This is a genomic window from Streptomyces sp. NPDC020845, from assembly GCF_044334165.1.
Lineage (GTDB): Bacteria > Actinomycetota > Actinomycetes > Streptomycetales > Streptomycetaceae > Streptomyces.
Genome location: NZ_JBIRSJ010000007.1, coordinates 156,546 through 183,054 on the forward strand (window position 1 = coordinate 156,546; position 26,509 = coordinate 183,054).

The window sequence follows — 26,509 nt, forward strand, 5'->3', positions numbered from 1 at the left end:
CTGACGACCGCGCCCGGGTTCGGTACGGCGACGGCGCCCGGGTTCGATATGGATTCGGCTCCGTTTAGGAGGCCGCGAAGCCTGCTGGTACCCTGGTCGACTGTGTCTCGTGCCGCTCCCGCGAGCGACACCGGATGCGAAACGAAACAGCGAAATCCAACGAACCTGCGAAGGCTCTTTACGTGGCGAACATCAAGTCCCAGATCAAGCGGAACAAGACGAACGAGAAGGCGCGCCTGCGCAACAAGTCCGTCAAGTCCGAGCTGAAGACCGCGATCCGTCGGACCCGCGAGGCCGTCGCCGCCGGTGACGTCGAGAAGGCCACCGCCGCCGCCCGCGTCGCGTCCCGGAAGCTGGACAAGGCCGTCAGCAAGGGCGTCCTCCACAAGAACAACGCCGCCAACAAGAAGTCGGCCCTGGCCAGCCAGGTCGCCGGCCTCCAAGGCTGATTCCCGGGGCCACTGCCCCTCGGGGCCACCGCCCCACCCCGCCGTGGGAACATTCGAGCCCTCTACCTCGAATCACGGACAGTCTTCGTAGTACGCCACGCTACGTTCAGTGCCCCCGGGCCCACTCCGGGGGCACTGCTGTGTCCCGGGCGTCACCACAGCCGTCACCACAGCCGCACGCGCCAGCATTTGCCGGGCGGCTCACCGGTCTTGCCGCTCTTGCCGCTCTTGCAGACCCTGAGCGAGAGGTGTGCCGCCTCGTGGATATCGCGCGAGGACTCCTTGCATACACCGTCGTCACTGGTGTCGCTCCCCTTGATGAGAGCGTCCCCGCCGTCGGCCCAGATGTCCGTGCCGGCCGGAGTGAAGACGTACGCCCGTATGCCCACCCCATCGGGGGTCTGATCGCAGACCCGCAGGGTGTCCGCGTCCTCGATCCACCGCACGGCGTCCCCGTCGAAGGTCGTCGGCACGTCGAACGGCATCCGCGCCGCCACGTTCCCCGGCGGCAGCCAGACGTAGTGCACCAGCATGGCGGCCGCCGCCCCCGCCGTGAGGAGCCCACCCCACAGGGTCAGGCGCCCTGCCCGGCCCGCGGGCAGGCGGACGCGGCCCTTACGGTGGCGGCGGCCGGACACGGTCGGCGTCGGCGGGGTCTGTACGGCGGCGCTGGCGTCGTGAGCGGCGGCGCTGGCGTGGAGGAAATCCCGCTCCTGGGCATTCGCCCCGCCCGTATGCTCCGCGCAGCGCCGCGCAAGAGCGAGCTTCGCGCCCGGGTAGAGCGCGCCCGGATCACGCCCCAGGGCCTGCCACGCGCTGGCCGCCTCGGTCAGCTGACGGTGGATGCGCAGCTCCTCGCGGCCCTCGGTGAGCCAGCGCCGCAGGCGCGGCCAGGCCGTGAGCAGCGCGTCGTGGGCGAGGTGGATGCCGTCGCCGTCGAGGACGATCAGCCGGTGCGCCGCCAGGAGTTCGAGTACGGCGGACAGCTCGGCCTGTTCCGCGAGTCCGGTGAGTTCGTCGCGGCTTGCGCACCGCCTGGCGCCGACCGGGCCGTCTCCCGGGGCGGTGAGCCGCAGTACAAGAGTGCGCAGGATGTCCTGTCGCGCGGGCGGCAAGGCGGTGAACACCTGCTCGGCCGTCGTTGCGACGGCGCGCCGCAGCCCGCCCACGGCCTCGTAGTCGGCGAGTCGTAAGGACGCTCCTCGACGGGCCTGCCAAGTCTCCCGCAGGACGTGGGCCGCCCAGGGCAGGGCACCGGGCTGCTGTGCCGCCTCCGTGAGGACACAGGCCACCAGGTCCGGCTCCACGGTCACCCCCGCGCGGGCGGCGGGCTGGACGACCATCTCCCGCAGTTCGTGCCGCGAGGGCGGACCGACCGGGATGCGCGCGCCGTCCCGTAGCGCGGCGGCCAGGTCCGGGTGGTCCAGGCAGCGGTCGACGGCATCGGACCGTACGGCGAGGATGATCCGTAACCAGTGGCGGGCGCCCGCCGTCACTTCGGCCAGCGCGGCGAGGAACGCGTCACGCTCGTCGGCGTCGGCACACCGGGTGAAGGTCTCCTCCAACTGGTCGACGACGAGCAGCACGTGGGTGCCGCTCGGCCGGCCCGCCGGCCACGTGGTGAGCGCGGCGCCCAGGCTCGCGGGGTCGAGAGCGAGGTCGCGGCACAACGCCTCGGCGTCCCCGCCGGTCAGCCGCGTCACCGCCGTGGCCAGCTCGCTCAGAGGGTGCGGTCCCGGCGTGAACAGGACGGGATGCCGGTGCGGTTCGAGGTTCGGCAGCAGCCCGGATCTCAGCAGCGAGGACTTCCCGCTGCCCGAGGCGCCGCAGAGCGTGATCACATACGTGCCGGTCGGGTCGGAGATCCTTCGCCCGGCCTCCTCGGCCAACTCCGCCCGGCCGAAGAACACTTCGGCGTCCTCGGGCCCGTACGGCGACGGCCCCGGGTAGGGGCACCGGCCCGCACCCTCGGGCCGTCGGGAGTTGTCCGAAAGCCCAGCTCAGACCGGACAGACAAGCGGACAAGTCCGGCCTCGGCGGCGGGCGGGCGACGGCGTCGATTAAGGTGAGCGGCGGCTCTGCGTCACTGCGGCACCGGAGCGTCCGGCGCATTCCGCAACAGCTCCGCGGTGGCGGGACGTTTCCCCAGGGCAGCGTGGGGCTTTTGGCCTTTATCGGGTATGTTCACGTCATGTCGATACCGGGGGAGTCTCCCAACCCGTACGGGCCGCCGCAGCAGCCTCAGCCACCTCAGCCAGGCGCACCGGCCCCACAGCCGAACCCCTACGCGCAAGGCCCGCAGCAGGGACAGTCGCCGTATCCGTACGCGCAGCCGACGATGCCCGCCATGCCCGCCGTCACCGCGATGCCCCCGGGCCCCCCTGGTCCTCCCGCGCCTCCCGGGGCCGGTGGCTGGTCCACACCCGAGACGGCGGCCGGGGCCGGGTACGGCCCGATGGGCGCCCAGCCGCCCATGCCGCCCGCAGGGCCGGGCAACCCCGGCGGCCGTGGCAAGGGCTGGCTGTGGGGCCTGGGCGGGGCGGTCGTCGCCTCGGCGGTGTGGGCCGGGGTCGTGTTCTCGACCGGCGGCTTCGGGAGCGACGAGAAGAGGGCCGACCTGGGGACCTACCAGTACGCCAGCAACCTGTGCTCCTCCAGCGACTTGACCCCCATCGAGAACGCCTCCTTCAAGGAGAAGGACTCGACCAGCGGGACCAATCCGCAGCACAGCAGCTCGGAGGACCCGGCCATGGACTCGATGACATGCAATGTCGACTACGAGCCCAGCTCCTCGTCCAGCAGCGACTACTCCTCCGCCTGGCTCTACACGACGGCGTATCTGCACCGGAAGACGGACCCCACGCCCGAGTTCAAGGCGACCTACATGTCGTACAAGAACCAGAAGACCTCCACCACCCACTACAAGGTGTCCGAGGTCAGCGGTGTCGGCGACGAGGCGTACGTGGTGGCCCAGGAGTACGAGGGCACCAGCAACACCAGCGCCTATGTGATCCTCGGGGTGCGCGACGGCTGGATGACGTACCAGACGACGTGGTCGCAGTACGCGTCGAGCTCGTCGGACAGCCCGGTCAAGAGCAATGCCGAGATCACCGAAATGCTCAAGGCGAGCGCCAAGGGGACGCTGGAGAAGCTCCAGAAGTAGTCGGCCAGTCGGCCCGAAGCGGCACCCGCGCGGGCTGTCACCGTCGGACCCGTCCGGTCGCCCCGGGCGGGTCCGGGGCTTTTCTGCCGGATCTCCGTGGGAAAAGTGGCCTAGCGGCCCGCTCGGGCGGCACGGGCGACGGTGACCACCGCCTTCTCCAGCGCGTACTCCGGGTCGTCGCCGCCACCCTTGACCCCCGCGTCGGCCTCGGCCACGGCGCGCAGCGCCACCGCCACGCCATCCGCCGACCAGCCGCGCATCTGCTGCCGCACCCGGTCGATCTTCCACGGCGGCATGCCGAGCTCACGCGCCAGATCGCCGGGGCGCGCACCGCGCGGCGCTGAGGCGAGCTTGCCGATGGCGCGCACGCCCTGGGCGAGGGCGCTGGTGATCAGCACCGGGGCCACGCCCGTGGACACGGCCCAGCGCAGCGCCTCCAGGGCCTCGGCGGTGCGCCCTTCGACCGCGCGGTCGGCGACGGTGAAGCTGGACGCCTCGGCACGGCCCGTGTAGTAGCGGGCGACGACGGCCTCGTCGATCGTGCCCTCCACATCGGCGACAAGCTGCGCGCAGGCACTTGCCAGCTCGCGCAGATCGCTTCCGATGGCATCGACCAGCGCCTGGCACGCCTCCGGCGTGGCGGACCGCCCGGTGGCCCGGAACTCCGCCCGCACAAAGGCCAGCCGGTCGGCCGGCTTGGTCATCTTCGGGCACGCGACCTCGCGCGCGCCCGCCTTGCGGGCGGCGTCCAGCAGCCCCTTGCCCTTGGCTCCGCCGGCATGCAGCAGCACGAGGGTGATCTCCTCCGCGGGGGCGCTCAGATACCCCTTCACGTCCTTGATCGTGTCCGCCGACAGATCCTGTGCGTTGCGCACCACCACGACCTTGCGCTCGGCGAACAGGGAAGGGCTCGTCAACTCGGCGAGCGTGCCGGGCTGCAGCGCGTCCGGCATGAGGTCGCGCACATCGGTGTCCGGATCGGCGGCCCGGGCCGCCGCCACGACCTGCTGCACGGCTCGGTCGAGCAGCAGGTCCTCCTGGCCCACGGCGAGAGTCACGGGGGCGAGCGGATCGTCGGTCGTCGTCTTCCTGGCCATCGTCGTCCAGCATCCCACGACCCGCCGACAACCCCGACAGCCCCGCTCCCCGGATGCCCGACAATGATCCGGTGACCGATGCACTCCTCGACCCCGTAAGACATGTCCTCGTACTGCCCGACCGCGACGCGGCCGAGGAGGTGGCCGAGGGCCTGGCCGACCGCTTCGGCGTCGCCGAGGAACCCCATCTGATCCGGGACGCGCTGGCGGGCGAGGACGACGCGGAGGACGCGCAGTGGCTGGTGGTCGTGGAGGACCCGGCCAAGGCCCTGGACCCGGCGGCGCTGGACGCGTACGCGGCCGAGTACGAGGGATGGCTGGAGGCCGAGTAGCCCCGGTGGCGTGTGGCCACCCGCCACCGCCGAGCGTGACCCGCGTCATCTGACCGCCGCCCGCAGGTCCGGGCCGATGATCGCGATCGGACCGGCGGAGTCGGTACGCAGGACGGCGGCGCCCTGGGCGCGGAGGGCGGCGACGGTTCGGGGTGATGGGTGGCCATACGGGTTGTCCGCACCACAGCTGATCAACGCGAGGCGCGGGCTCACGCGGCGGAGCAGGCCCGGATCCTGGTAGGCGGAACCGTGGTGGGCGACCTTGAGGACGTCCACCTCGGACAGCGTGGGGTGGGCGGCCAGCAAAGCGCTCTGTGCGGGCGGTTCGAGATCGCCCAGGAGGAGGAAGGTCAGGCCCGCCGTGCGGACCAGGAGCGTGACGCTCGCGTCGTTCGGCCCCTCCACGGGCAGCCCGGTTGCGCCTTGCCCCAGCGCGGGCGATACGGCCGCGCCTCGTCCCTTCGCGGTCGGCGCGGGCGCGCCTTGCCCTTTCGCAGAGCGCACGGCCGTGGGCGGCGGCCACAGCACCTCCCAGGACAGGGAGCCGACCCGGCGGCGCTCCCCCGGTGCGGCGGTGATCACCGGGATATGCGCCGCCCCGGCCCGGCGGCGCACGGACTCGGCCTGATCCGGCGGGTCCCGCAGGGGCGTCGTCTCGATCGCGCCCACCGCCCTGCCGCGCAACGCGCCGCTCAGCCCCGCCACATGGTCGGCGTGGAAGTGGGTGAGAACGAGCAGTGGAATGCGGACCACGCCCAGCCTCCGCAGGCAGCGGTCCACGGCGCGCGGCTCAGGACCGGTGTCCACGACGACGGCCGTGCCGGGGCCGGCCGAGAGGACCAGCGCGTCGCCCTGGCCGACATCGCAGACCACCAGCCGCCAACCGGGCGGTGGCCAGCCGGAGATGACACGGGCCAGCGGGGCCGGGCGGGTGAGGACGAGCAGCAGGAGCAGCGCGCAGAGCGCGCACAGCAGCCGGTGCCTCAGCAGGCGGCGGCCGGTAAGCACGGCGACGGCGGTGACGGCGGTCAGCAGCAGCCCGCCGGTCCAGCCGCCCGGCCAGGCCAGCTCCGCCCCGGGCAGCCCCGCGCCCGCGCGCGCCACGGAGGCGATCCCCCCGGTCGGCCAACCGGCCAGCCAGGCCAGGAACTGGGCGACCGGGAACGCGAACGGGGCCGCCGCGAGAGCGGCGAAGCCGAGGATCGTGGCGGGGGCGACCGCGAGCTCGGCGATCAGATTGCAGGGGATCGCCACCAGGCTCACCCGGCCGGCCAGCACCACGACCACCGGCGCGCACACCGCCTGGGCCGCTACGGCCGCGGCCAGCATCTCGGCGGGCCGCGGCGGCAGTCCGCGCCGCCGCAGGGCGGCACCGAGCCCCGGAGCGAGGGTGAGCAGCGCGCCCGTGGCCAGCACGGAGAGCAGAAAACCGTAGCTCCGCGCCAGCCAGGGGTCGTAGAGGACCAGTACCAGGACGGCGGCGGCCAGGGCGGGCAGCAGGGACCGGCGGCGGCCGGTGGCGATGGCCAGCAGGGTGATCAGCCCGCACGCGGCTGCGCGCAGCACGCTGGGGTCGGGTCTGCAGACGATGACGAAGCCGAGCGTGAGCCCACCGCCGAGCAACGCGGTCATCCGCAGGGGGATGCCCAGCCGGGCGGCGAGCCCGCGCCGCTCGGCCCGGGCGGCGAGGTGGGGCGGTCCGATGAGCAGCACGAGGATCACCGACAGGTTGCTTCCGCTGACCGCCAGCAGATGCGTCATGTCCGCGGCCCGGAACGCCTCTTCGAGATCCGGCGACACCCGTGAGGTGTCCCCCACGACAAGCCCCGGGAGCAGCGCCCGCGCGTCCGGGGCCAGCCCGTCGGTCGCGGCCCGCAGACCGCCCCGCAGCCGCCCGGCCACGCGCTGGGCCGCGGTGGGCCCCGCGACGATCTGCGGCGCCCCGCCGCCGTTGACGCGCACCACGGCGGCGATGCGGTCGCCGTCGCGCATCGGCGGGGCGAGACGGCCGTGGACGCGCAGGCGCGTGGAGGGCAACAGCCGCAGCCACGCGGCCTGCTGCTGCGGCCGTGGCTGGGCGATCACGAGGACGGGGGCGCGGGTGGTGGCCGCCGAGCCGCCGTGGTCGGCCGCCACACGAGTGGCCTCCGCCTCCAGCACCACGGACACGGGCGCGGGCGCGGCGCCCCGCACCCGGGGACGGGTGAGGCGCGGATCGCCCGTGACGGTCAGCTCGACGGAAGCCCCGGCGTACACCCGAGCCAGCGACGGCACCGGCCCCCGCCGCACATCCGCCCCATGCGCCCAGGCCACGGCAGCCGCCGCGGCCCCGCACACCAACGCCGCAGCCACACTCCCCCGAAGCCCACGCCACCGCGCCCCGGCCGCCGACGCGGCCACGGTTCCCCGGGCTGCAACCGTTCCCGGACCGTCTGCGGCTGCTGGGGCTGCTACGACTTCTGGAACGGCTACCTCTCCCGGGGCGGCTGCGCCTTCCGGGACGCCCGCAGCCCCCGGGACGCCCGCAGCCCCCGGGACAGCCGCGCTTCCCGGGGCCGCTACAGCTCCCGAGGGCGCCGCGCCTCCCCGCGCTGCCCCGCCTCCCGGCACAGCCTCGCCTCTCCCGGCGGTCACGGCTCCCGGCACGGCTGCACCTTCCGGCGCTGCCCCGCGTCCCGCGGACGCCACACCTCCCGCTTCGCAGCGACCTGTCGGTCCCGCTCGCGAGGCTGTGCCCTGGGCCCTGCCCGGGCCTCGGGTGGCGCGTCGGGGCGGGGCAGGGGTCGTGGACCGGGGCGGAGTGTTGGGCGGGGGTCGGGTGGCGGTCCGGGGGCGGTGGGTGGCCCACATCAGGGCCGTTGCGGCGAGGCATGCTCCCGCGCAGGCCAGAGCCACCGTGCGGCCGGACGCTCCGAGGGCGAGGGCCGCCGCGAGCCAGGCGGCGAGGGCAGGCGGTACGAGGCGTAGGTCGGGCGGGCCCTCCTGGCGTGGGGCGGAGGCTCCGCGTGGGGAGGCGGCCTCGGCGTGCACCGGGGCGCGGGGGCGCGGGGCCTGTCGGGGTGTCATGGGCGGACCAGCGGGCGGAGGTCGGCGAATCGGCGGTCGCCGATCCCGTTGACCTCGCGGAGTTCGTCGACGGAGCGGAAACCGCCGTGCTGGGTGCGGTAGTCGAGGATGTGCCGGGCCAGCACGGGGCCGACCCCGGGAAGGGTGTCCAGTTGGTCGACGGTGGCGGAGTTCAGGCTGACCGGCCCGGCGGGCGCCGGGCCCGCGCCGCCCGCCACGCCGCCCGACTCGGCCGTGGCGGCGGGGCCGCTGCCGGTGGGGGTCGGGGCAGGGGGCGTGCCGACCACGATCTGCTCGCCGTCCGTCAGGACACGGGCCCGGTTCAGCCCGCTGAGATCCGCGCCCGGCCGGGTCCCTCCGGCCGCCTTCAGCGCGTCGGCGACCCTCGAACCCGGCCGCAGCCGATGCACCCCCGGGTCGCGGACCTTGCCCGATACATCCACCACGACCGACCCCGGCCCCGCCGTAGGCCCCGCCCCGGGCGACGGAGCCAGAGCCGAAGCCGGTTCGGAGGCCGCCGGGCGCGGCGGCTCCGGGGGCGGTGCCGCGACCGTCTGCGGTCGGCCGGTCAAGAAGTGGTACGCCGCGAACGCCGCCGCGACGAGCAGTGCGACGGCCAGCGCGGCCAGGGTCCGCAGTTCGATACCGCAGCGGAGCTGAAGCCACAGCGGCAGCCGCTCCTTCAGCGCCAGCCGCAGGCGGTCGCGGCGTGGCATCCCCGGGTTGCCGGTGGTCGCTTCCGCCTCGGCTCCTTCGGCCGCTTCGGCCTCGTTGGCTGCCTCGACCGGCTTCGTGTCGTCCGCCGTACCGGTACCCGTGCGCTCTTCGCTCGCCTCGTCCCGGGCGCCCGGCGGCGGCTGGGGCGTGGCGGCGGTGACTCGTGGTGCGCTGGGGAAGAGCGCGGTCGCTCGCGCATGGCGGTGGTACGCGGCCGCCGCCGGGCGCCTACCGACGCCGGGGCGGCGGCGGAGCAGATGGCGGCCCGGGCCGGAGGGCGGGCGGCGGTCGTGACGGCGGGCGGGGCCCGGCCGGGTGGTTACTGTGCGTGAGTGTGCTCCCATGCGCCTGACCGTAGGCGACCTCGGCCGATCTCGCCGACGCACCTCAATTTCCGGGGATAACCCACCAGTTGTGGATAACCCCGTCACCCGGACGGGCGCACCCGCCCCCTCCCCGCCCCGCTAGCGCGGCGAGACCACCGCGCCCAGCAGACCAGGACCGGTGTGGGCGCCGATCACCGCGCCGACCTCGCTCACGTACAGCTCCTCGAGCCCGGGCACCCGCTCGCGCAGCCGCTCCGCGAGGGCCGCCGCCCGCTCGCCCGCGGCCAGATGCTGTACCGCGATGTCCACGGGGCTCAGGCCGGCCCGCTCCACCACGATCTCCTCCAGCCGGGCGATGGCCTTGGACGCGGTGCGGACCTTCTCCCGCAGCTCGATCCGGCCCTCGTCCAGCTGCAGCAGCGGCTTGACCGCGAGGGCCGAGCCGAGCAGCGCCTGAGCGGCCCCGATGCGGCCGCCGCGGCGCAGATAGTCGAGGGTGTCGACGTAGAAGTAGGCGGCCGTGCTCTCGGCGCGCTTCTCGGCGGCCGCGACCGCCTCGTCCAGCATGCCGCCGCTCTCCGCGGTCTCGGCCGCCGACAGGGCGCAGAAGCCGAGCGCCATGGCCACCATCCCGGTGTCCACCACCCGCACCGGCACGGGCGCGTCCTGGGCCGCGAGCACGGCTGCGTCGTACGTGCCGGAGAACTCGGCCGACAGGTGGAGGGAGACGATCCCGGTCGCGCCCGCCTCGGCGGCGGCGCGGTAGGCGGCCGCGAACATCGCCGGGCTGGGCCGGGACGTGGTCACCGGTCTGCGCTTCTGCAACGCCTGCGCGAGCGACCGGGCCGAGATCTCGGTCCCCTCCTCCAGTGCCCGGTCTTCGAGCACCACCGTCAGCGGCACCGAGACGATGTGGTGCCGCTCCATGGCCTCCTGCGGAAGGTACGCCGTGGAATCGGTCACGATCGCGACATGGCGGGACATGACTGGGAGGTTATCGGGGGATGGCCTGGGCGAACAGCGCGACCCCGCCGGATGATCAGGTCACGTCGTGTTCTTGCGGCGTGCGCCCGCCGGGTCGGCGGCCGGTGTCCCCGCGGCATCAGCCGGTGATGTCGCTGCCTGCCACCAGCTGTCCGTCCCCGCCGTGGAGCCGGGGCCACTGATGGACCGGGGCGGCTCGCCGGACGTGGGCGCGGGCGCGGCAGGCCCGGCGGACCCCGCCGCGGTCCCGGAAGCCGCCGGGGAGGAGGGCTCGGGCTCCGGCGCCCAGTGCCGCAGCGCGCCCGCCTCGACCTCGATCTCGCGATCCAGCGCGTCCAGGTCGTCCCGGGCGAACCGCTGCGCCCGGTCCTGCGCCGCCCAGCGCAGCGAGTCCGCGGAGCGGGTGATCCGCTCCGTACGCTCCCGGAGCTCGGGCAGCTGGGCCTCCAGGCGGGTCCTGGTCGGCTCCTGCTCCAGCCGCTTCAGCTCCTCGTCCAGCTCCCGCCCATGGGCGCTGAGCCGTTCGAAAAGGCCCAACGCCTCGGACAGCGAAGGATCTTGGGGCGCCCCCGCCCGCAGCACCTCATGGGTCGCCCGCATCGAGGTGCGCAGCGACAGGCGCAGCTCGGCGAGCTCGCCCGCCGGGCCGGGCTGTACGAACTGCTTGGCTCGCAGCCTGGTGTCCTCCACCGTGCGGCGGGCCTGGCTGACGGTGCGGTCGATACCGCGCTTGGCCGCCTTGACCGCCCGGACGCCCGCGTAGACACCCACCGAGACGAAGAGCAGGAAGACAAGCAGCAGGATCCAGACAACGGCTTCCATGCGCGCTCCTTCGCGGCGGCGGGCCGGGCGGCTCCGGCCGACGGCATCGGTCGTCTTCCCATCCCACCGTAAACGCAACGGGTGGGTTAGGGGTTCCCGGCGAACCCCCAACCCACCCGTAGGTGGGATCCCTGACGCCCCAGCACTGAAGCACCCAGCGATCAGCACTCAGCGGTCAGCGGTCAGCACTCAGCGGTCAGCCATCACGCGGGGACGATGTTCACCAGCTTCGGCGCCCGCACGATCACCTTCCGGATCCCCGCGCCGTTCAGCGCGGCCACCACCGCCGGGTCGCCCAGCGCCAGCTTCTCCAGCTCTTCCTCGGAGACCGAGGGCGCGACCTCCAGCCGTGCCTTGACCTTGCCCTTGACCTGCACCACACAGGTCACGGTCTCGTCGACGACATACGCCGGGTCGGCGACCGGGAAGGGCTCGTGGACGACCGACGTGTCGTGGCCCAGCTTGCGCCACAGCTCCTCGGCGACGTGCGGGGCCAGCGGCGCGATCAGCAGCACCAGGGCCTCGGCGACCTGGCGCGGCACCTCGCGGGCCTTGGTGACGTGGTTGTTCAGCTCGGTGATCTTGGCGATGGCGGTGTTGAACCGCAGGTTCACCATGTCCTGCCGTACGCCGTCGATCGCCTTGTGCAGGGCGCGCAGCGTCGCCTCGTCCGGCTCGGCGTCCACGACGGTGACCTCGCCGGATGCCTCGTCCACCACGTTGCGCCACAGACGCTGCAGCAGCCGGTACTGGCCGACCACCGCGCGGGTGTCCCAGGGCCGCGACACATCCAGCGGCCCCATGGCCATCTCGTACAGCCGCAGCGTGTCGGCCCCGTACTCGGCGCAGATCTCGTCCGGGGTGACGGCGTTCTTCAGGGACTTGCCCATCTTGCCCAGCAGACGGGTGACCTTCTCGCCCTGGTAGTAGTACGCGCCGTCCCGCTCCTCGACCTCCGCCGCCGGGACCGCGATACCGCGGCTGTCCCGGTAGACAAAGGCCTGGATCATGCCCTGGTTGTACAGCTTGTGGAACGGCTCGGCCGACGAGATGTGGCCCAGGTCGTACAGCACCTTGGACCAGAAGCGCGCGTACAGCAGATGCAGCACGGCGTGCTCGGCGCCGCCGACGTACAGGTCGACGCCGCCGGTCGGCTGCCCCTCGCGCGGCCCCATCCAGTACTGCTCGATGTCCGGGTCGACCAGCCGCTCGGCGTTGTGCGGGTCCAGGTAGCGCAGCTCGTACCAGCAGGAGCCGGCCCAGTTGGGCATGGTGTTGGTCTCGCGGCGGTACCGCTTGGCACCGGCGCCGTCGCCCAGGTCCAGCTCCACATGGACCCAGTCCTCGTTCCGGGACAGCGGGGTCTCCGGGGAGGTGTCGGCGTCGTCGGGGTCGAAGGTGCGCGGCGAGTAGTCCTCGACCTCCGGCAGCTCCAGCGGCAGCATCGACTCGGGCAGCGGGTGGGCCACGCCGTCCTCGTCGTAGACGATCGGGAAGGGCTCGCCCCAGTAGCGCTGGCGGCTGAACAGCCAGTCGCGCAGCCGGAAGTTGACGGTGCCCTCGCCGATGCCGCGGGCGGTCAGCCACTCGGCCATCCGGGCCTTGGCCTCGACGACGTCCAGGCCGTCCAGGGAGATGTCGTCGTTGGACGAGTTGATGATCTTCGCGTCATATGACCCGAAGGCGTCCACCCACGTCGCGGTGTCGGTGCCCCGGCCGTCGGTCGGCTCGACGATGCAGTGGATCGGCAGCTCGAAGGCGCGCGCGAACTCGAAGTCGCGCTGGTCGCCCGCGGGGACGGCCATGATCGCGCCGGTGCCGTAGCCCATCAGCACATAGTCGGCGATGAAGACCGGCACCCGGTCGCCGTTGACCGGGTTGATCGCGAAGGCGCCCGTGAAGACGCCGGTCTTGTCCTTGACCTCGGCCTGGCGCTCGACGTCGGACTTGGCGGCGGCCTGCTTGCGGTACGCGGCGACGGCCTCGGCCGGGGTGCTGTGGCCGCCGGTCCACACGTCGTGCGTGCCCTCGGGCCAGGCGGCCGGGACGATGGCGTCCACCAGGCCGTGCTCGGGGGCCAGCACCATATAGGTCGCGCCGAACAGGGTGTCCTGGCGGGTGGTGAAGATCGTGATCTTGGCGTCGGGGTGGTCCGCCACCGGGAAGTCCACCCGGGCGCCCTCGCTCCGCCCGATCCAGTTGCGCTGCTGCAGCTTGATGGCCTCGGGCCAGTCCAGCGCCTCCAGGTCATCCAGCAGCCGGTCCGCGTAGGCGGTGATCCGCATGTTCCACTGGCGCAGGTTGGCCTTGAAGACCGGGAAGTTGCCGCGCTCGGAGCGGCCCTCGGCGGTGACCTCCTCGTTGGCCAGCACGGTGCCCAGGCCCGGGCACCAGTTGACGGGCGCGTCGGAGGCGTACGCCAGGCGGTAGCCGCTCAGCACGTCAGCGCGCTCGACGGCGGTCAGCTCCGCCCAGGGGCGCCCGTCCGGGGTCGCCCGCTCACCGGAGACGAACTGCTCGACCAGGGTGGCGATCGGGCGCGCCTTGTCGGCCTCCTGGTCGTACCAGGAGTTGAAGATCTGCAGGAAGATCCACTGGGTCCACTTGTAGTAGTCCGGGTCGATCGTCGCGAAGGAGCGGCGCGGGTCGTGGCCCAGGCCCAGGCGGCGCAGCTGGCGCCGCATGTTCTCGATGTTGGCCTCGGTGCTCACCCGGGGGTGGGTGCCGGTCTGCACGGCGTACTGCTCGGCGGGCAGGCCGAAGGCGTCGAAGCCCAGGGTGTGCAGGACGTTGTGGCCCGTCATGCGGTGGTAGCGGGCGTAGACGTCGGTGGCGATATAGCCCAGGGGGTGGCCGACGTGCAGGCCCGCGCCCGAGGGGTACGGGAACATGTCCATGATGAACTTCTTGGGCCGCGCCACGGCCTCCGGGTCCCCGGCCAGCTCGCCGCTCGGGTTGGCGGCGTCGTACGTGCCCTGCGCGTCCCAGAAGTCCTGCCAGCGGGCCTCGATGTCGGCGGCCAGCGCGGCGGTGTAGCGGTGCGGCGCGGCCGCCTCGGCGGCATTGGTCTCGCTCATGGTCCTCAAAGCTCCATCGGGTCGTCTCTGCCTGCGGTACCGGGCGACTCTCCGTCGCAGTCGCATCCGAGCAGTCGCGTCTGAAACAAAAAGACCCCTCGCACAGGAGGGGACGCCGCGCCGATTCCGACCCGGGTGGATCACCGGTCGGGACTGATCAGCGCGGCCCGCTAAGCAGAAGGCGTACGGCACGCATGGGGTCAGGTTACCGCAGGGCACCAATGGCGCGCACAGAGGTTGCCGCCGGACCGGACTCGTCGCCCACGCCCCGGACCTACGACAATGGGCGGGCCGTCCTCGCCGGACGGCCCGCCCATTCACTCACACTGTGGAGCTAAGGAGAATTGAACTCCTGACCTCCTGCATGCCATGCAGGCGCTCTACCAACTGAGCTATAGCCCCAGGTCCTGCTCCGCCCGGTACCCCCGGCGGCATCGCCTACATTACACGGACCCCACGGCCGTCTGCCAAATCGGTTTCCTTATGCCGTCGCGAACGAGTAGAAGCGCTTCAGGGTGCAGTGCTCGTCGAGGAGCCGTCCGTAGATCGGCTCCCCTTCGAGCTCCCTGTACGTCTCGATCGGGTCGCCCTTGATGATGAGCGCCCGGGCGCACTCCACACACCAGTACTGGTAGTCGGGGTTGAGCGGTTCCATGTCGCGCACGATCGGCGTCCCGCTGCCACACCAGTCGCACTTCCGGCTGTGTGCTCCCAATCTCACTCAGCTCCAGCTGTGGCCGCAGGCCGTACACACGTAGGAAACACCGCCGTTGTCACCAAGACCTTGGGATCCCCCTCCGGCCGCCGATTCTGCCATGGGAGGGCGCCCAGGTCAGCGGAGATACCTCACACGTATCACCAGACCAACAATCGCTCCGCACAGCGCCGCGCCCGCCAGCGCCAGACAGCTCATCCACAGGGCGTCCGCGGAGGCGTCCACGCCCGACCCGTGGCCCAGGAAGACCGCGCCGAAAACGGCGACGCCGCTCAGCAGACCGAGTTGAGCGGATGTCACCAGCACCCCGCTGGCGTCCGCCGCGTCCTGCGGCCGAACGGTCGCCAACGTCCGGGTCAGCACGGGGCTGTAGGCGAAGGCGAGCCCCATCCCGACGCCCACCAGGGCGACGAACAGCCAGGCGCCGCCGTCGGACCCGTCGCGCAGCGCCAGACCGACGCCGACGAACGAGACGGCCGCCAGCACGAATCCGGCCGGTACGGTGACGGGCTGCCAGCGCGACGGAAGACGCTGCCAGTTGAGGCCGACGAGGCCGAACGCCACAGCGGTGGGGGCGAAGGTACAGCCGGCCCGCAGGGCGCTGTAGCCGAGCCCACCCTGCACATGCAGCGTCATCACGAACAGAAAGCCCCCGTTGGCCGCCATTCCCAGCACGATCCGCACGATCGCAAGCGGCATGCCCGGCGCCCCCGCCACCCGCGGCGAGATCAGCGGCGCCCCGCCACGGCCGGCCAGCCGGGCCTCGTACGCCGCGAAGGCCGCCGCCAGGACCGCGCTCAGGCCCAGCATGACCCAGCCCCACAGCGGCCAGCCACGCTCCTGGCCGAGCACCAACGGCACGGTGAACAGCAGCACCGCCGCCGCGAGCAGCAGCAGACCGGTCAGGTCCAGGGCCCCGGACCGCCCCGCCGCGCCACCGCCCGCGCCCGCCGCCGGGCTCTCCTCGGCGCCGCGCAGCCAGCGCGGTCCCAGGACCAGCAGCGCAAGGCCGATCGGCACATTCACCAGGAAGACCGGGCGCCAGCCGGTCCCGAACAGATCCGCCTGCACCAGCGCCCCGCCCAGGACCTGCCCGACGGCCGCGCCGGAGGCCAGCACCGCCGAATAGGCGCCGAGCGCACGGGCCCGCGAAGCGCCCGTGAAGGTGCGCTGGATGAGGCTGAGCACCTGCGGCAGCATCACCGCCGCGCCCGCACCCTGGATGAACCGGAAGGCGATCAGCGCCCCCGTGCCGGGGGCCAGCCCGCAGGCCAGCGAGGCGGCGGTGAAGACCGTGAGCCCGGCGAGGAACGCCTGCCGGTGGCCGATCAGGGCACCCAGCCGCGCGCCGGTGATCAGCAGCACGGCGTACGAGATCGTGTAGCCCGCGACGACCAGTTGCAGCCCGGCGCCCGAGGCGTGCAGATCGGTGCTGAGGGCCGGTGCGGCGACGTTGACGATGAAGACGTCGAGGACCGCCATGAGCTGCCCGACCAGGACGATCGTGAGCAGCCGGCCGGGGCCCGGCGCCCGGCGCCGGGACCGGTTGTCAGTGGCATCGCTTTTACTGGATCCACCGGTGTCGTCGAGCGCGCCGGGCGGCACCGAGGTGGTCGGGGTGGTGTGTGTCATGGATCGAGCCTGGAGGCGGGCCGGTACGGGTAACGAGAGCCCGCCGATGCTGGTACTGGCAGCACCTGGCAGCCACCCGCCACGGCGGGGACCATGGCACGATGACAGTGAACACCCGCCGCCGGCGGCCGGAGCTGGCCGCCTTCCTGCGCATACGCCGCGCCCGGGTGACGCCCGCCGACGTGGGCATGGCCCCGGGTCTGCGCCGCCGCACGCCGGGGCTGCGCCGGGAGGAGGTCGCCCAGCTCTCCGGGGTCGGCGTGACCTGGTACACCTGGCTGGAGCAGGGCCGCCCGATCAACGCCAGTGCGCAGGTGCTGGACGCGGTGGCCCGCACCCTGCGCCTGGACCAGGCCGAGCGCGAGCACCTGTACCACCTCGCCGAGGTGCCGTACGTCCCCGACCTGGCGGACGAGGTGCAGACGGTCCGCCCTGAGGTGCAGGGCATCATCGACGCGATCGACCCGCTCCCGGCGGTGGTCTACAACGCCCGGTACGACCTGCTGGCGCTGAACGACACATACAAGACCCTCTTCCCGTCGCTCGCGATAGCCCCCCGCACCGAGCGGAACGCGCTGTGGCAGCTGTTCTCCCACCCCGGCTGCTGCTCCATGTTCATCAACCGGGCCAATGAACTGCCGCTCATGGTGGCGACGCTGCGCGGCGCATACGGCCGCCATGTGGGCGAGCCCGCCTGGGAGGACTTCATCAACCGCCTGCTGGGCCTCAGCAAGGAATTCGCCCGGATGTGGCACAGCGGGGATGTCGCCCCGCCCGGCTCCCGGATCAAACTCGTACGGCACGCCTCGGTCGGCGATCTGCGGCTGATCTCGACCTCCCTGGTGATCCAGGGGGCTCCGGAGAGCCGCGTCGTGGTCTACACCCCGAGCGATGAGCAGAGCCGGGTATTGCTTGACCGGCTGCGCACGATGGACGACCTGCTCATCGGCTGCCCCCGGCACGCCCGGCACGTCTCCGAGATCCTGGCGGAGCGGGCGGCGGCAGCGGAGATGGAGGCGGAGATGGAGGCAGACGCGGAGGCGGAAACGAAAGATCCCGCCTCCCTGTGAGGGAAGCGGGATCGCCGTGGCCCAACTTCTGTGGAGCTAAGGAGAATTGAACTCCTGACCTCCTGCATGCCATGCAGGCGCTCTACCAACTGAGCTATAGCCCCGCTCTCCGTCGCGCCGGAGCGCTTCGAACGAGATGAAGCTTAGCCGGTGACCTGCCGGAAAAGGAAATCCGCCCAGTCGTCGGAAATCCGCTCAGTCGTCGTCGCCGAGCACCGGCTCCGGCAGCGACCCGGCGTTGTGCTCCAGGAGCCGCCAGCCGCGCGCGCCCTCGCCCAGTACCGACCAGGAGCAGTTGGACAGCCCGCCGAGCGCTTCCCAGGAATTCGGGTCGAGGCCGAGCAGCCGCCCGATGGTGGTGCGGATCGTGCCGCCATGGCTGACCACGACGAGCGTGCCGCCGTCCGGCAGCTTGTCGGCGGCCTCTGCCACGACCGGCGCGGCCCGGTCCGCCACCTCGGTCTCCAGCTCGCCGCCGCCGCGCCGCACCGGCTCGCCGCGCTTCCACGCCGCGTACTGCTCGCCGAACCGCGCGGTGATCTCCTCATGGGTGAGCCCCTGCCACTGCCCGGCGAAGCTCTCCCGCAGCCCCGCGTCGTAGTTGACCTCCAGGCCCGTGACGGTGGCCAGCTCGGCGGCCGTCGCCTTGGCGCGGCTGAGGTCGGAGGCGAGGATGGCGTGCGGCTTCAGGGCGGCCAGCAGGCGGGCCGAGCGGCGCGCCTGTACGACACCCGTCTCGGTCAGCTCGATGTCCGTGGTCCCCTGGAAGCGGCGCTCGAGATTCCAGGCCGTCTGGCCGTGGCGCCACAGGACTATGCGGCGGCCACGGCCGCCCTGCGAGCCGTTCAGCGCAGCTCACCGTCCAGTCCGCCGAGCCCGACGTCGGCGGACTGTGCCTTCGCGTACTCCTCCCCCTTGCCGCGGGTGGCCTTGGCGTCGGCGGGCAGCTCCAGCTGCGGGCAGTCCTTCCACAGCCGCTCCAGGGCGTAGAAGACGCGCTCCTCGCTGTGCTGGACGTGGACCACGATGTCCACATAGTCCAGCAGCACCCAGCGGGCCTCGCGGTCGCCCTCGCGGCGCACCGGCTTGGCGCCCAGCTCCTTGTTCAGCCGCTCCTCGATCTCGTCGACGATCGACTTGACCTGGCGGTCGTTGGGAGCCGAGGCGAGCAGGAAGGCGTCGGTGATCGAGAGCACATCGCTGACGTCGTACGCGATGATGTCGTGCGCGAGCTTGTCGGCGGCCGCCTGGGCGGCGGCGTTGATGAGCTCGATGGAGCGGTCAGTGGCGGTCACAGGCAAGGCTTTCAGTCGGTGGGACGTGATACCCCAAGCGTCTCACGCCCCACCGTCACCCCGTCCGGCCTTCTCGCCCCCGGTCAGCTCTTCGGCTTGTAGTCCGGGCCGAGGAGGACCGTGATGTCCGCGTTCGAGGCGACCTTGCCCTTCTTCGCGGCGGCGGCGGCAAGACCCAGCGTCTTGGCGACCTCCTTGGCCTGGGCGGCCTGCTTCGCGTCCGCGTACAGCACCTGCGAGGCCGCCTGCGGAGTGCCGCCCTGCTCGGTGGCGCCGACGACCGTAAAGCCGCCGTTGACCAGGGTGACCTGCGCCTCGTTGGCCGCGCCCTGCACCGAGCCCGCGTTCTTCACGCTGACCCGCGAGGCCGCCTCCTGGTCGGTGTTCTTGACCGCGCCGCCGAGGATGGTCTTGACCACCTTGTCGGTGGACTCCTCGCTGAGCGTGCCGTCCGGCTGGACCGGCAGCATGGTGGTGTCGTACGAACCGCCCTTGGCCTGCTCGGCCAGCCGGGCCAGCGACGCGCCGAGCGCCTTCTCGCTCAGCGACGGGTCCGGGATCTGGGCCAGCGACTCCACGGTGTTCGTGGCGCCGTCCGTATCGCTGGAGATCTTCTTCAGCGCCGCGTGCATGACCTGTCCGAAGCGCGCGAGCTGCTTGGTCTGCGTCTCGCCCTGTCCGCGGTAGGTGGCGTACGCGACGGCGGCCTCGCCGCCCAGATCGCGCTGTTTGCCCCGCTCGACCAGCGGGTCGTCGCCCTTCGCCGCCCCCGGGACGGTGGCGTCGGCGTCGAGGGTGATGCCGCCGACCAGCTCGACCAGGTTCTCCAGATACGGGGTGTCCAGCCGCCAGGTGCCCTGGATCCGCGAGCCGAGCAGCGTGCTCAGGGACTCACGGGTGGAGTCGGAGCCCTCGTCGACCACCGACTTGCCCAGGGTGGTCGCGCCACCGTCCTCGGTGGACAGGGCGAGCGCGTTCGGCAGCAGGACGGTGGTGCCCCGCTTGGTGGTCTCGTTGTCGACCAGCAGCGCGGTGGAGGTGCGCCCGCCCTTGGTCTCGCGCAGATTGACCACGATCACATCGCGCTTCTGCGGTCCCCCGGCGGCGGCCGTGCCCTGCTCGTCGTCGGACAGGCCCGGCAGCTTGCCCGCGTACCAGAGGTAACCGACCCCGCCCACCGCGGCCAGGACCATGACCACCACCAGCGCCACCACGCGGTTGCGGCCCTTGCGCTTGCGCTCGTCGCGCCGCTCGCTGCGGGTCTCGGCGAACTTGAGCCAGTCGATGACGTCTTCGGAGTCCTCGTCCGGCTCCTCGACGAAGGAGAACTGCTCGGTGCGGTACGCCTCGCCGTCCGACTGCTCGGCCGACTTCCCGCCGGACTGCTGCGCGGACCGCTTGCCGGGTTGCCCATCGGGCTGCCGGTCGGCCGGTCTGCTGGTACGGGCGTCAGCCCGGGAGGGAGCCTGCTCACGCTCGGCGGGGCCGGGCTCCTGGTACGCATCGCCCGGCGCCGGGGCCGGGGCCGGGGCCGCCGGGTCGCGCTGCGGGGGGACGTTCGGGCGCCCGCCGGGGGCGTAGGGCGTCTCGTAGGGGGCCGCGCCGTAGGAGGTGCCCTGCGCGCTGTCGTACGGGGTGTAGTCGTAACCCTGCTGCGGCTGCTGCGGCTGCTGTGGGTCGTGCTGGTGCGGGTACTGCTGCTGCCCGGCGTACAGGTCGTACTGTGGCTGCCCCTGCCCCTGCCCGTAAGGCTGCTGCGTCTGCTGCGCGTACGGGTCGTAGCCGTAACCTTCCTGCGGCGGCTGCTGCTGCGGCTGCCCCTGCGCATACGGGTCGTAGCCCTGCTGCGCGTCCTGCGGCTGGTACACCGGCCGGCCATAGGCGTCGTAGCCGTAGATCTGCGGGTCCTGGGGATAGGAATCCCGCGCGTACGGGTCGTACGGGTCCTGTCGGTCGTTCACCGGTGCCCCTTCAGCAGTCGTGCCGGTACAACTCGCGCTTGTCGATGTAGCGCACCACGCCGTCCGGCACCAGATACCAGACCGGCTCGCCGTGTGCGACCCGCGCGCGGCAGTCCGAGGAGGAGATCGCCAGCGCCGGCACCTCGACCAGCGACACCCCGCCCTCCGGCAGCCCCGGATCGGCCAGTATGTGGCCGGGTCTGGTCACCCCGATGAAGTGCGCGAGCGAGAACAGCTCCTCGGCGTCCCGCCAGGTGAGGATCTGGGCCAGCGCGTCCGCGCCGGTGATGAAGAACAAGTCCGCGTCACTGTTCAACGCGCGCAGATCGCGCAGCGTGTCCGTTGTGTACGTGGCGCCGCCCCGGTCGATGTCGATACGGCTGACCGAGAACTGGGGGTTCGAGGCCGTCGCGATCACCGTCATCAGATAGCGGTCCTCGGCCGGGGACACCTTCTTGTGGCTCTTCTGCCACGGCTCCCCGGTCGGTACGAACACCACTTCGTCGAGGTGGAACTGCGAAGCGACCTCGCTGGCGGCGACCAGGTGGCCGTGGTGGATGGGATCGAACGTCCCACCCATCACCCCGAGCCGCCGCTTGACGTGGCCCATCTGCTCTCCCATGCGAGCAGACCCTACTGGGCCCGGCCCGGCGCCGGGACCCATGGGGACTGTGACCTCGGTCAGCGGTCCCGGTTGAAGCGGGTGGTGACCCACAGCAGCAGGAGGAGGATCACCAGGGCCCCGCCGCCGGTCATGAAGGGGCTGATGCTCGGATGGTTGTCGACGTGCTCGCCCTCGGCGGCGAGGGTCGTCAGGGTGGCGTGCGCGGTGCTGAGAGCGGTCATCGCAGGCAGAACCTATCCGGATCGAGGCGGGCAAGTGCGTCCGCCACATCGTATGCGAGCCCGATCTCAGTCCTGCTTGTACCCGCGCAACAGGAACCAGGCCAGCAGCACGGCGCCCACGATGCCCACCACCAGGACGATGCGCAGCAGCGCGCCGGGCCCGCCGTCGTGCTTGGAGGTGGCGGCGAGCGCTTCTGTGAGACCAGTCATGTCGGGCATGCCTCCACGCTAACCCTCCCCCGGCCGAAGGCCGTCACCAGCCCGGGCAGTGTCGGGCCGGGCGGTGCCCGCCGCGGGCCGCGGCCGAGGGCCTAGGCTGGTTGGGGCACGGACCGAGCAGTCCAGCGAGGGGGCCAGATGAGCGACAGCGACACGCCTGGGGCCGGGCACGGCGCGGGCGGCGGGCAGGAGCGGGTGCCGGGGCGTGACCGGCGGCGGTTCCCGGGCATCTCCTCGCGTGCGTACGAGCATCCGGCGGACCGGTCCGCGCTGGTCGCGCTGCGCAAGCTGACCGGCTTCGACACGATCTTCAGGGCGCTGAGCGGGCTGCTGCCGGAGCGGAGCCTGCGGCTGCTGTATCTGTCCGATTCGGTGCGGGTGAGCGACCGGCAGTTCGCGCACCTGCACGACATGCTCCGGGACGCCTGCTACATCCTGGACCTGGACAAGGTCCCCGCGATGTACGTCACACAGGACCCTCGGCCGAACGCGATGTGCATCGGCATGGACGAGCCGATCATCGTGCTCACCACCGGCCTGGTCGAGCTGCTGGACGAGGAGGAGATGCGGGCGGTCGTCGGCCACGAGGTGGGCCACGCACTGTCCGGGCACTCCGTCTACCGCACGATCCTGCTGTTCCTGACCAATCTGGCGATGAAGGTCGCCTGGATCCCGCTCGGCAATGTCGCGGTGATGGCCGTGGTGACGGCGCTGCGCGAGTGGTTCCGCAAGTCGGAGCTGTCGGCGGACCGGGCCGGGCTGCTGGTGGGGCAGGACCTGAAGGCGTCGATGCGCGGGCTGATGAAGCTCGCGGGCGGCCACCATCTGCACGAGATGAATGTGGACGCCTTCCTGGAGCAGGCGGAGGAGTACGAGGCCGGCGGCGATCTGCGGGACTCCGTCCTCAAGATCCTGAACATGCTGCCGCGCAGCCATCCGTTCACCACCGTGCGCGCCGCCGAACTGAAGAAGTGGGCCGCCGGGCGCGACTACCAGCGGATCATGGACGGTCACTACGCGCGGCGCGACGAGGACAAGAACACCTCGGTCAGCGACTCCTTCAGGGAGTCGGCGAACCACTACGCGGAGTCGGTGCGCGGCAGCAAGGACCCGCTGATGGCGTTCGTACGGGATGTGGCGGGCGGCGCGGGGGACCTCGGCAGCAAGCTGCGCGAGAAGTTCGCCGGGGGCGCCTCGGCCGCCAAGGAGCCGCCCAAGGACGGCCCGGGCGGCTCGGGCGGCTCGGGTGGCTCGGGTGGCTCGGGTGGCTCGGGTGGCTCGGGTGGCGACACCCCGCCCAAGGACGGTCCCGAGCCGGACCTTCCGTAACCGCCAGCAACCGTCAGCAGGCGCCGGGAAGCGTCAGCGTCAGGAAGCGGAACCCGGCAGATGCGGCAGGGCTCCCGGGGACAGGACACCGCACAGGGACGCCGTGGAGCGGCCTGAGCTGTACGGGTCCGTACCGGGCGGTGCGTCGCCCTTGGCGCTCTGCCCGGCCAGCAGCGGCCGCAGATACCCGGCGGCGTTCGCGGCGCATGCCTGCGGGCCCGCCAGCACGGAGCTGACCACCACCTCCAGGTGGTGGTCGCGCAGATCGTCACGGTCGAAGCGGAACCGCGTCTCGCGCCGCACGGTGAACAGCGAGGCGTGGTCGGTGCCGCCCTCATGGGGGCGCTTGACGGCGTAGACGAAGGTGTGGTCGGCGGTGACCTCCAGCGTCGATGCGCTCCGCTCAGCGGCCGTCAGAGTGCCGTGCACCCGTACCGCCGGGGCGGCCAGCGCCGCCTCGGCCGGGTTGAAGCGGTTCAGCCAGCCGGTGGCCGCGTACCGTCCGTCGTCGGCCGGGTGCTCGAGGCTGCGGTCGAACTGGTCGAGCTGGTCCGGGTCGAGCAGCAGCCGTACGGACCGCGCCTCGCCGCCGGCGAGCACGGCCGGGTCGAGAGCCGACTTGACGATGTATTCCTTGGCCGTGGTGAGCGCGCCCATCACCTGGCTCTCGGAGAAGCTGTGGGTGCGTCGCGCACCGGGCAGGGTGACGCCCGCGGCGCCGGTGGCGAACGCGGCGGCCGGGCTGTTCTCGAACAGGGCCGCGGGCTCCCCGCCGGGCACCTGGCCGCGCGGCGCGAGCGGCACCACGGTGCTGCGCAGCGGCTCGACGGCCTGCGGCGGGGGGCTCTGGTAGGGGTGACGCACACCCAGATAGACGGCGGCGGCGAAGGCGAAGGCAATCAGCAGCACCAGAATGACGGCCTGGCGCGAGGCGCCCGCCCGCGCCCAGGCGTGCCGGCTGCGCACCGCCCTGGCGTGTTCACCCATGCGCTCCTGGGCCGAGAATTCCTGGAGCCGGGCAGCGCGAACGAACGACTCGTCGAAAACGACGGAGCGATACTCGTCGTCACCGCCTCCCGGGACGCCCTCGGGTGTCCCCTCAGGAGGGTTTCCACGCCCGGTCATATCTCAAGAGTAGGTCGCGAGGGGCGCCGGTAAACGCGGTGATACTCCACAACTTCCGCTTACGGCGAGCGCGGCACGGTCGTCGCGGCGCCGCTCGGCTCGTCCGTGGCGGCGGCCCCAGCGGACTCATAGGGCGAGGCCGGCTCCGACGGCTCCGAGGGCACGGAGCCCGGGCGGTCGGCGGGTGTGGCGTCGACGCCGCTTGTGGCGGGCGGCGGGGACGGGTCCTGGCGGTTTCCGGAGGCGCCGCGGTAGACGGCCGTGAAGGCCAGCGCGACGACCCCTATGCCCATCAGAATCGCCAGCAGCCAGGCCACCGGGCGGTGCCAGCGGGCGTGGCCGCGGTAGGGGCGCCCGGCGCTGCCGTATCGGCCGTACGGGCCATAGGGTCCGTAGCCATCCCGGCCGTGGCCGAATCCGTCGGCCTGGTCGATGTCGGTGTCGGCGGCCTCGTCGTCGTACAGGCCATATCCGAACTCGGCGTCGCCGTCGGGGCCGTAACCGTCCTCGTAGAGCTCGTCCTCGGGAGAGACGCCGGCCGAGCGGCGGCGGGACGCCTCGGCGTCGGCGCGGGCCTGGGCGGCGGCCAGCATCCGCTCGATGGCGGTGGGTTCGTGAATCGCGGCGGATCGTACGAAGTCCTCGTCGAAGACCACGGTGGCGAACTCGTCGTTCGCTTCCCCGTGGCTGCGGTCTTCGGGCTCGTCACCGTCCGGGAACGGCTTGCCTCCCACATCGTCCGGCACCCATTCAGAGTAGACCGGACGGGTCAATTTGGGCAGGGTGAAATGCTATTCGGGGGAACAGGCACCTGGAGTGGAGCGGCGGAAGTCCACCCGACGGGAGTACCCCCGAGTGCCCGCGGCGTCCCCCGAACGGGGGACGCCACATGGGGGATGCGACGCGGATGCCGCAGCAGGAAATCCCGCTCAGCGGGTGTGGCCGTCGCCGGTGACGATGTACTTGGTCGAGGTCAGCTCGGGCAGGCCCATCGGGCCGCGGGCGTGCAGCTTCTGCGTGGAGATGCCGATCTCGGCGCCGAAGCCGAACTGGCCGCCGTCCGTGAACCGGGTGGAGGCGTTCACCGCGACAGTCGTCGAGTCCACCAACTGGGTGAAGCGGCGGGCGGCCATCTGGGACGTGGTGACGATCGCCTCGGTGTGACCGGAGGACCACAGCCGGATGTGGGCCACCGCGGCGTCCAGGGAGTCCACGACCGCCGCCGCGATGTCGTACGAGAGGTACTCGGTCTCCCAGTCCTCCACCACCGCCGGGACGACCGTGGCCTTGGAACCCTCCAACCGCTCCGCGAGGGCCACCACCCGCTCGTCGCCGTGCACCGTCACCCCGGCCTCGGCCAGGGCGTCCAGCGCGCGCGGCAGGAACTCGGCCGCGATGTCCTGATGGACCAGCAGGGTTTCGGCGGCGTTGCACACACTGGGCCGCTGCGCCTTGGAGTTCACCAGGATCTCGACCGCCATGTCGAGATCGGCCTGCGCGTCCACGTACACATGGCAGTTGCCGGTGCCGGTCTCGATGACCGGGACCGTCGACTGCTCGACGACCGTACGGATCAGCGATGCGCCACCGCGCGGGATCAGCACGTCCACCAGACCGCGGGCGCGCATCAACTCGGCCACCGAATCCCGGCTCTCGCCCGGCACCAACTGCACGGCGTCCGCAGGCAGTCCGGCCCCGCCGACGGCGTCGCGCAGGACCTTCACCAGCGCGGTGTTGGAGTGGTACGCGGACGACGAGCCGCGCAGCAGCACGGCGTTGCCCGACTTCAGGCACAGCGCGGCCGCGTCCACCGTGACGTTGGGCCGGGCCTCGTAGATGATTCCGACGACGCCGAGCGGCACCCGCACCTGGCGCAGATCGATCCCGTTGGGCAGGGTCGAGCCGCGCACCACCTCGCCGACCGGGTCGGGCAGCGCGACCACGTCGCGCACGTCCGAGGCGATGGCCCGCACCCGCTCGGGGGTGAGGGTGAGCCGGTCGATGATCGCCTCGCTCGTGCCCGCCTCGCGCGCCCGCGCCACGTCCACCGCGTTGGCCTCGACGATCTCCTTGGTCCGCACCTCGAGCGCGTCGGCCATCGCGAGCAGCGCGTCGTCCTTGGCCGCGCGCGGCAGCGGGGCGAGGTCGGTGGCCGCGACCCGGGCCCGGTAGGCGGTCTGGAGGACCGGGGACTTCGGCCAGGGGTCGGTGAGGGGCGAGGTGGGTGCGCTGGTCATGGAGTGAAGCCTACTGAGCGCTCGGCCGTATGCCCTCCGCCGTTCCG

Annotated in this window: 22 protein-coding genes, 2 tRNA genes and 1 pseudogene; 5 read left to right on the forward strand and 20 right to left on the reverse strand. The window is 72.3% G+C overall.

What is annotated here, in order from left to right; translation table 11 throughout:
* Positions 1 to 182: 182 nt before the first annotated feature.
* Positions 183 to 449, forward strand: a complete 267-nt coding sequence (gene rpsT / locus ACH4U7_RS19300) for a 30S ribosomal protein S20 (RefSeq protein ID WP_089506760.1) — start codon at positions 183 to 185, stop codon at positions 447 to 449.
* Between the two features lie 164 nt (positions 450 to 613).
* On the opposite strand, the pseudogene ACH4U7_RS19305 reads toward rpsT, so the two are convergent.
* Positions 614 to 2,389 (reverse strand): annotated as a pseudogene (locus ACH4U7_RS19305) (hypothetical protein); the annotation flags it as partial.
* 407 nt (positions 2,390 to 2,796) lie between these two features.
* Here ACH4U7_RS19305 and ACH4U7_RS19310 point away from each other — a divergent pair.
* A complete protein-coding gene (locus ACH4U7_RS19310) occupies positions 2,797 to 3,612 on the forward strand; it encodes a hypothetical protein (RefSeq protein WP_398529095.1) in 816 nt (271 codons plus the stop codon).
* Between the two features lie 110 nt (positions 3,613 to 3,722).
* Here the strand turns inward: ACH4U7_RS19310 and holA are convergent, their stop codons facing one another.
* Positions 3,723 to 4,709 (reverse strand): DNA polymerase III subunit delta, encoded by a 987-nt coding sequence (gene holA, locus ACH4U7_RS19315; RefSeq protein WP_385610639.1) that lies wholly within the window; start codon positions 4,707 to 4,709, stop codon positions 3,723 to 3,725.
* A 53-nt stretch (positions 4,710 to 4,762) separates the two neighbouring features.
* On the opposite strand from holA, the gene ACH4U7_RS19320 reads away from it, so the two are divergent.
* The gene (locus tag ACH4U7_RS19320) at positions 4,763 to 5,041 is read left to right on the forward strand and encodes a hypothetical protein (RefSeq protein ID WP_398529096.1); all 279 of its coding nucleotides are present in this window, start codon (positions 4,763 to 4,765) and stop codon (positions 5,039 to 5,041) included.
* A 45-nt stretch (positions 5,042 to 5,086) separates the two neighbouring features.
* Here ACH4U7_RS19320 and ACH4U7_RS19325 read toward each other — a convergent pair whose 3' ends face one another.
* From ACH4U7_RS19325 to ACH4U7_RS19360, 8 genes are all read right to left on the reverse strand, one after another.
* Entirely contained in the window at positions 5,087 to 7,651 is a 2,565-nt protein-coding gene (locus ACH4U7_RS19325) for a ComEC/Rec2 family competence protein (RefSeq protein WP_398529413.1), read from the reverse strand.
* Positions 7,652 to 8,103: 452 nt separating this feature from the next.
* Complete coding sequence (locus tag ACH4U7_RS19330; RefSeq protein WP_398529097.1) at positions 8,104 to 9,168, reverse strand: helix-hairpin-helix domain-containing protein; 1,065 nt, start codon at positions 9,166 to 9,168, stop codon at positions 8,104 to 8,106.
* Between the two features lie 120 nt (positions 9,169 to 9,288).
* A complete protein-coding gene (locus ACH4U7_RS19335; RefSeq protein WP_398529098.1) occupies positions 9,289 to 10,134 on the reverse strand; it encodes a DegV family protein in 846 nt (281 codons plus the stop codon).
* A gap of 60 nt (positions 10,135 to 10,194) precedes the next feature.
* Complete coding sequence (locus ACH4U7_RS19340; protein WP_398529099.1) at positions 10,195 to 10,956, reverse strand: hypothetical protein; 762 nt, start codon at positions 10,954 to 10,956, stop codon at positions 10,195 to 10,197.
* Positions 10,957 to 11,159: 203 nt separating this feature from the next.
* Positions 11,160 to 14,033 (reverse strand): leucine--tRNA ligase, encoded by a 2,874-nt coding sequence (leuS, locus tag ACH4U7_RS19345; protein ID WP_398529100.1) that lies wholly within the window; start codon positions 14,031 to 14,033, stop codon positions 11,160 to 11,162.
* A gap of 329 nt (positions 14,034 to 14,362) precedes the next feature.
* Positions 14,363 to 14,435, reverse strand: a tRNA-Ala gene (locus ACH4U7_RS19350).
* Between the two features lie 79 nt (positions 14,436 to 14,514).
* The gene (locus ACH4U7_RS19355; protein ID WP_065959277.1) at positions 14,515 to 14,748 is read right to left on the reverse strand and encodes a hypothetical protein; all 234 of its coding nucleotides are present in this window, start codon (positions 14,746 to 14,748) and stop codon (positions 14,515 to 14,517) included.
* Between the two features lie 117 nt (positions 14,749 to 14,865).
* Complete coding sequence (locus tag ACH4U7_RS19360) at positions 14,866 to 16,380, reverse strand: MFS transporter (protein ID WP_398529101.1); 1,515 nt, start codon at positions 16,378 to 16,380, stop codon at positions 14,866 to 14,868.
* A gap of 101 nt (positions 16,381 to 16,481) precedes the next feature.
* Here ACH4U7_RS19360 and ACH4U7_RS19365 point away from each other — a divergent pair, with 101 nt between their 5' ends.
* A complete protein-coding gene (locus ACH4U7_RS19365) occupies positions 16,482 to 17,450 on the forward strand; it encodes a helix-turn-helix transcriptional regulator (RefSeq protein WP_398529102.1) in 969 nt (322 codons plus the stop codon).
* 31 nt (positions 17,451 to 17,481) lie between these two features.
* Here the strand turns inward: ACH4U7_RS19365 and ACH4U7_RS19370 are convergent.
* From ACH4U7_RS19370 to ACH4U7_RS19400, 7 genes are all read right to left on the reverse strand, one after another.
* Positions 17,482 to 17,554, reverse strand: a tRNA-Ala gene (locus ACH4U7_RS19370).
* A gap of 91 nt (positions 17,555 to 17,645) precedes the next feature.
* Positions 17,646 to 18,299, reverse strand: coding sequence for a histidine phosphatase family protein (locus tag ACH4U7_RS19375; protein WP_385611464.1), 654 nt, complete (start codon positions 18,297 to 18,299; stop codon positions 17,646 to 17,648).
* Complete coding sequence (gene rsfS / locus ACH4U7_RS19380) at positions 18,296 to 18,745, reverse strand: ribosome silencing factor (protein WP_398529103.1); 450 nt, start codon at positions 18,743 to 18,745, stop codon at positions 18,296 to 18,298. Before rsfS ends, ACH4U7_RS19375 begins: the two co-directional genes overlap by 4 nt.
* An 83-nt stretch (positions 18,746 to 18,828) precedes the next feature.
* Positions 18,829 to 20,706 (reverse strand): LCP family protein, encoded by a 1,878-nt coding sequence (locus ACH4U7_RS19385; protein WP_398529104.1) that lies wholly within the window; start codon positions 20,704 to 20,706, stop codon positions 18,829 to 18,831.
* Between the two features lie 10 nt (positions 20,707 to 20,716).
* A complete protein-coding gene (gene nadD / locus ACH4U7_RS19390) occupies positions 20,717 to 21,370 on the reverse strand; it encodes a nicotinate-nucleotide adenylyltransferase (protein WP_398529105.1) in 654 nt (217 codons plus the stop codon).
* A 17-nt stretch (positions 21,371 to 21,387) separates the two neighbouring features.
* Positions 21,388 to 21,552 carry a hypothetical protein gene (locus tag ACH4U7_RS19395; RefSeq protein ID WP_014179706.1) on the reverse strand — a complete coding sequence of 55 codons (165 nt, stop codon included), beginning with the start codon at positions 21,550 to 21,552 and terminating at the stop codon, positions 21,388 to 21,390.
* A gap of 66 nt (positions 21,553 to 21,618) precedes the next feature.
* Positions 21,619 to 21,771 carry a hypothetical protein gene (locus tag ACH4U7_RS19400; RefSeq protein WP_179285038.1) on the reverse strand — a complete coding sequence of 51 codons (153 nt, stop codon included), beginning with the start codon at positions 21,769 to 21,771 and terminating at the stop codon, positions 21,619 to 21,621.
* A 138-nt stretch (positions 21,772 to 21,909) separates the two neighbouring features.
* Here ACH4U7_RS19400 and ACH4U7_RS19405 point away from each other — a divergent pair, with 138 nt between their 5' ends.
* Entirely contained in the window at positions 21,910 to 23,100 is a 1,191-nt protein-coding gene (locus ACH4U7_RS19405) for a M48 family metallopeptidase (protein WP_398529106.1), read from the forward strand.
* A gap of 39 nt (positions 23,101 to 23,139) precedes the next feature.
* Here ACH4U7_RS19405 and ACH4U7_RS19410 read toward each other — a convergent pair whose 3' ends face one another.
* The 3 genes from ACH4U7_RS19410 to ACH4U7_RS19420 form a co-directional block, all read right to left on the reverse strand.
* Complete coding sequence (locus tag ACH4U7_RS19410; protein WP_398529107.1) at positions 23,140 to 24,225, reverse strand: hypothetical protein; 1,086 nt, start codon at positions 24,223 to 24,225, stop codon at positions 23,140 to 23,142.
* A gap of 59 nt (positions 24,226 to 24,284) precedes the next feature.
* Positions 24,285 to 24,971 carry a hypothetical protein gene (locus ACH4U7_RS19415; protein WP_398529108.1) on the reverse strand — a complete coding sequence of 229 codons (687 nt, stop codon included), beginning with the start codon at positions 24,969 to 24,971 and terminating at the stop codon, positions 24,285 to 24,287.
* A gap of 183 nt (positions 24,972 to 25,154) precedes the next feature.
* Entirely contained in the window at positions 25,155 to 26,462 is a 1,308-nt protein-coding gene (locus tag ACH4U7_RS19420) for a glutamate-5-semialdehyde dehydrogenase (RefSeq protein ID WP_398529109.1), read from the reverse strand.
* Positions 26,463 to 26,509 lie beyond the last annotated feature (47 nt).

Coding starts and splice junctions, on each gene's coding strand:
- ACH4U7_RS19310 (WP_398529095.1), top strand. CDS start 2,797: ATGCCCGCCGTCACCGCGATGCCCCCGGGCCCCCCTGGTCCTCCCGCG.
- holA (WP_385610639.1), bottom strand. CDS start 4,709: ATGGCCAGGAAGACGACGACCGACGATCCGCTCGCCCCCGTGACTCTC.
- ACH4U7_RS19320 (WP_398529096.1), top strand. CDS start 4,763: ATGCCCGACAATGATCCGGTGACCGATGCACTCCTCGACCCCGTAAGA.
- ACH4U7_RS19330 (WP_398529097.1), bottom strand. CDS start 9,168: ATGGGAGCACACTCACGCACAGTAACCACCCGGCCGGGCCCCGCCCGC.
- ACH4U7_RS19335 (WP_398529098.1), bottom strand. CDS start 10,134: ATGTCCCGCCATGTCGCGATCGTGACCGATTCCACGGCGTACCTTCCG.
- ACH4U7_RS19340 (WP_398529099.1), bottom strand. CDS start 10,956: ATGGAAGCCGTTGTCTGGATCCTGCTGCTTGTCTTCCTGCTCTTCGTC.
- leuS (WP_398529100.1), bottom strand. CDS start 14,033: ATGAGCGAGACCAATGCCGCCGAGGCGGCCGCGCCGCACCGCTACACC.
- ACH4U7_RS19360 (WP_398529101.1), bottom strand. CDS start 16,380: ATGACACACACCACCCCGACCACCTCGGTGCCGCCCGGCGCGCTCGAC.
- ACH4U7_RS19365 (WP_398529102.1), top strand. CDS start 16,482: ATGACAGTGAACACCCGCCGCCGGCGGCCGGAGCTGGCCGCCTTCCTG.
- nadD (WP_398529105.1), bottom strand. CDS start 21,370: ATGGGTCCCGGCGCCGGGCCGGGCCCAGTAGGGTCTGCTCGCATGGGA.
- ACH4U7_RS19395 (WP_014179706.1), bottom strand. CDS start 21,552: ATGACCGCTCTCAGCACCGCGCACGCCACCCTGACGACCCTCGCCGCC.
- ACH4U7_RS19400 (WP_179285038.1), bottom strand. CDS start 21,771: ATGCCCGACATGACTGGTCTCACAGAAGCGCTCGCCGCCACCTCCAAG.
- ACH4U7_RS19405 (WP_398529106.1), top strand. CDS start 21,910: ATGAGCGACAGCGACACGCCTGGGGCCGGGCACGGCGCGGGCGGCGGG.
- ACH4U7_RS19410 (WP_398529107.1), bottom strand. CDS start 24,225: ATGACCGGGCGTGGAAACCCTCCTGAGGGGACACCCGAGGGCGTCCCG.
- ACH4U7_RS19420 (WP_398529109.1), bottom strand. CDS start 26,462: ATGACCAGCGCACCCACCTCGCCCCTCACCGACCCCTGGCCGAAGTCC.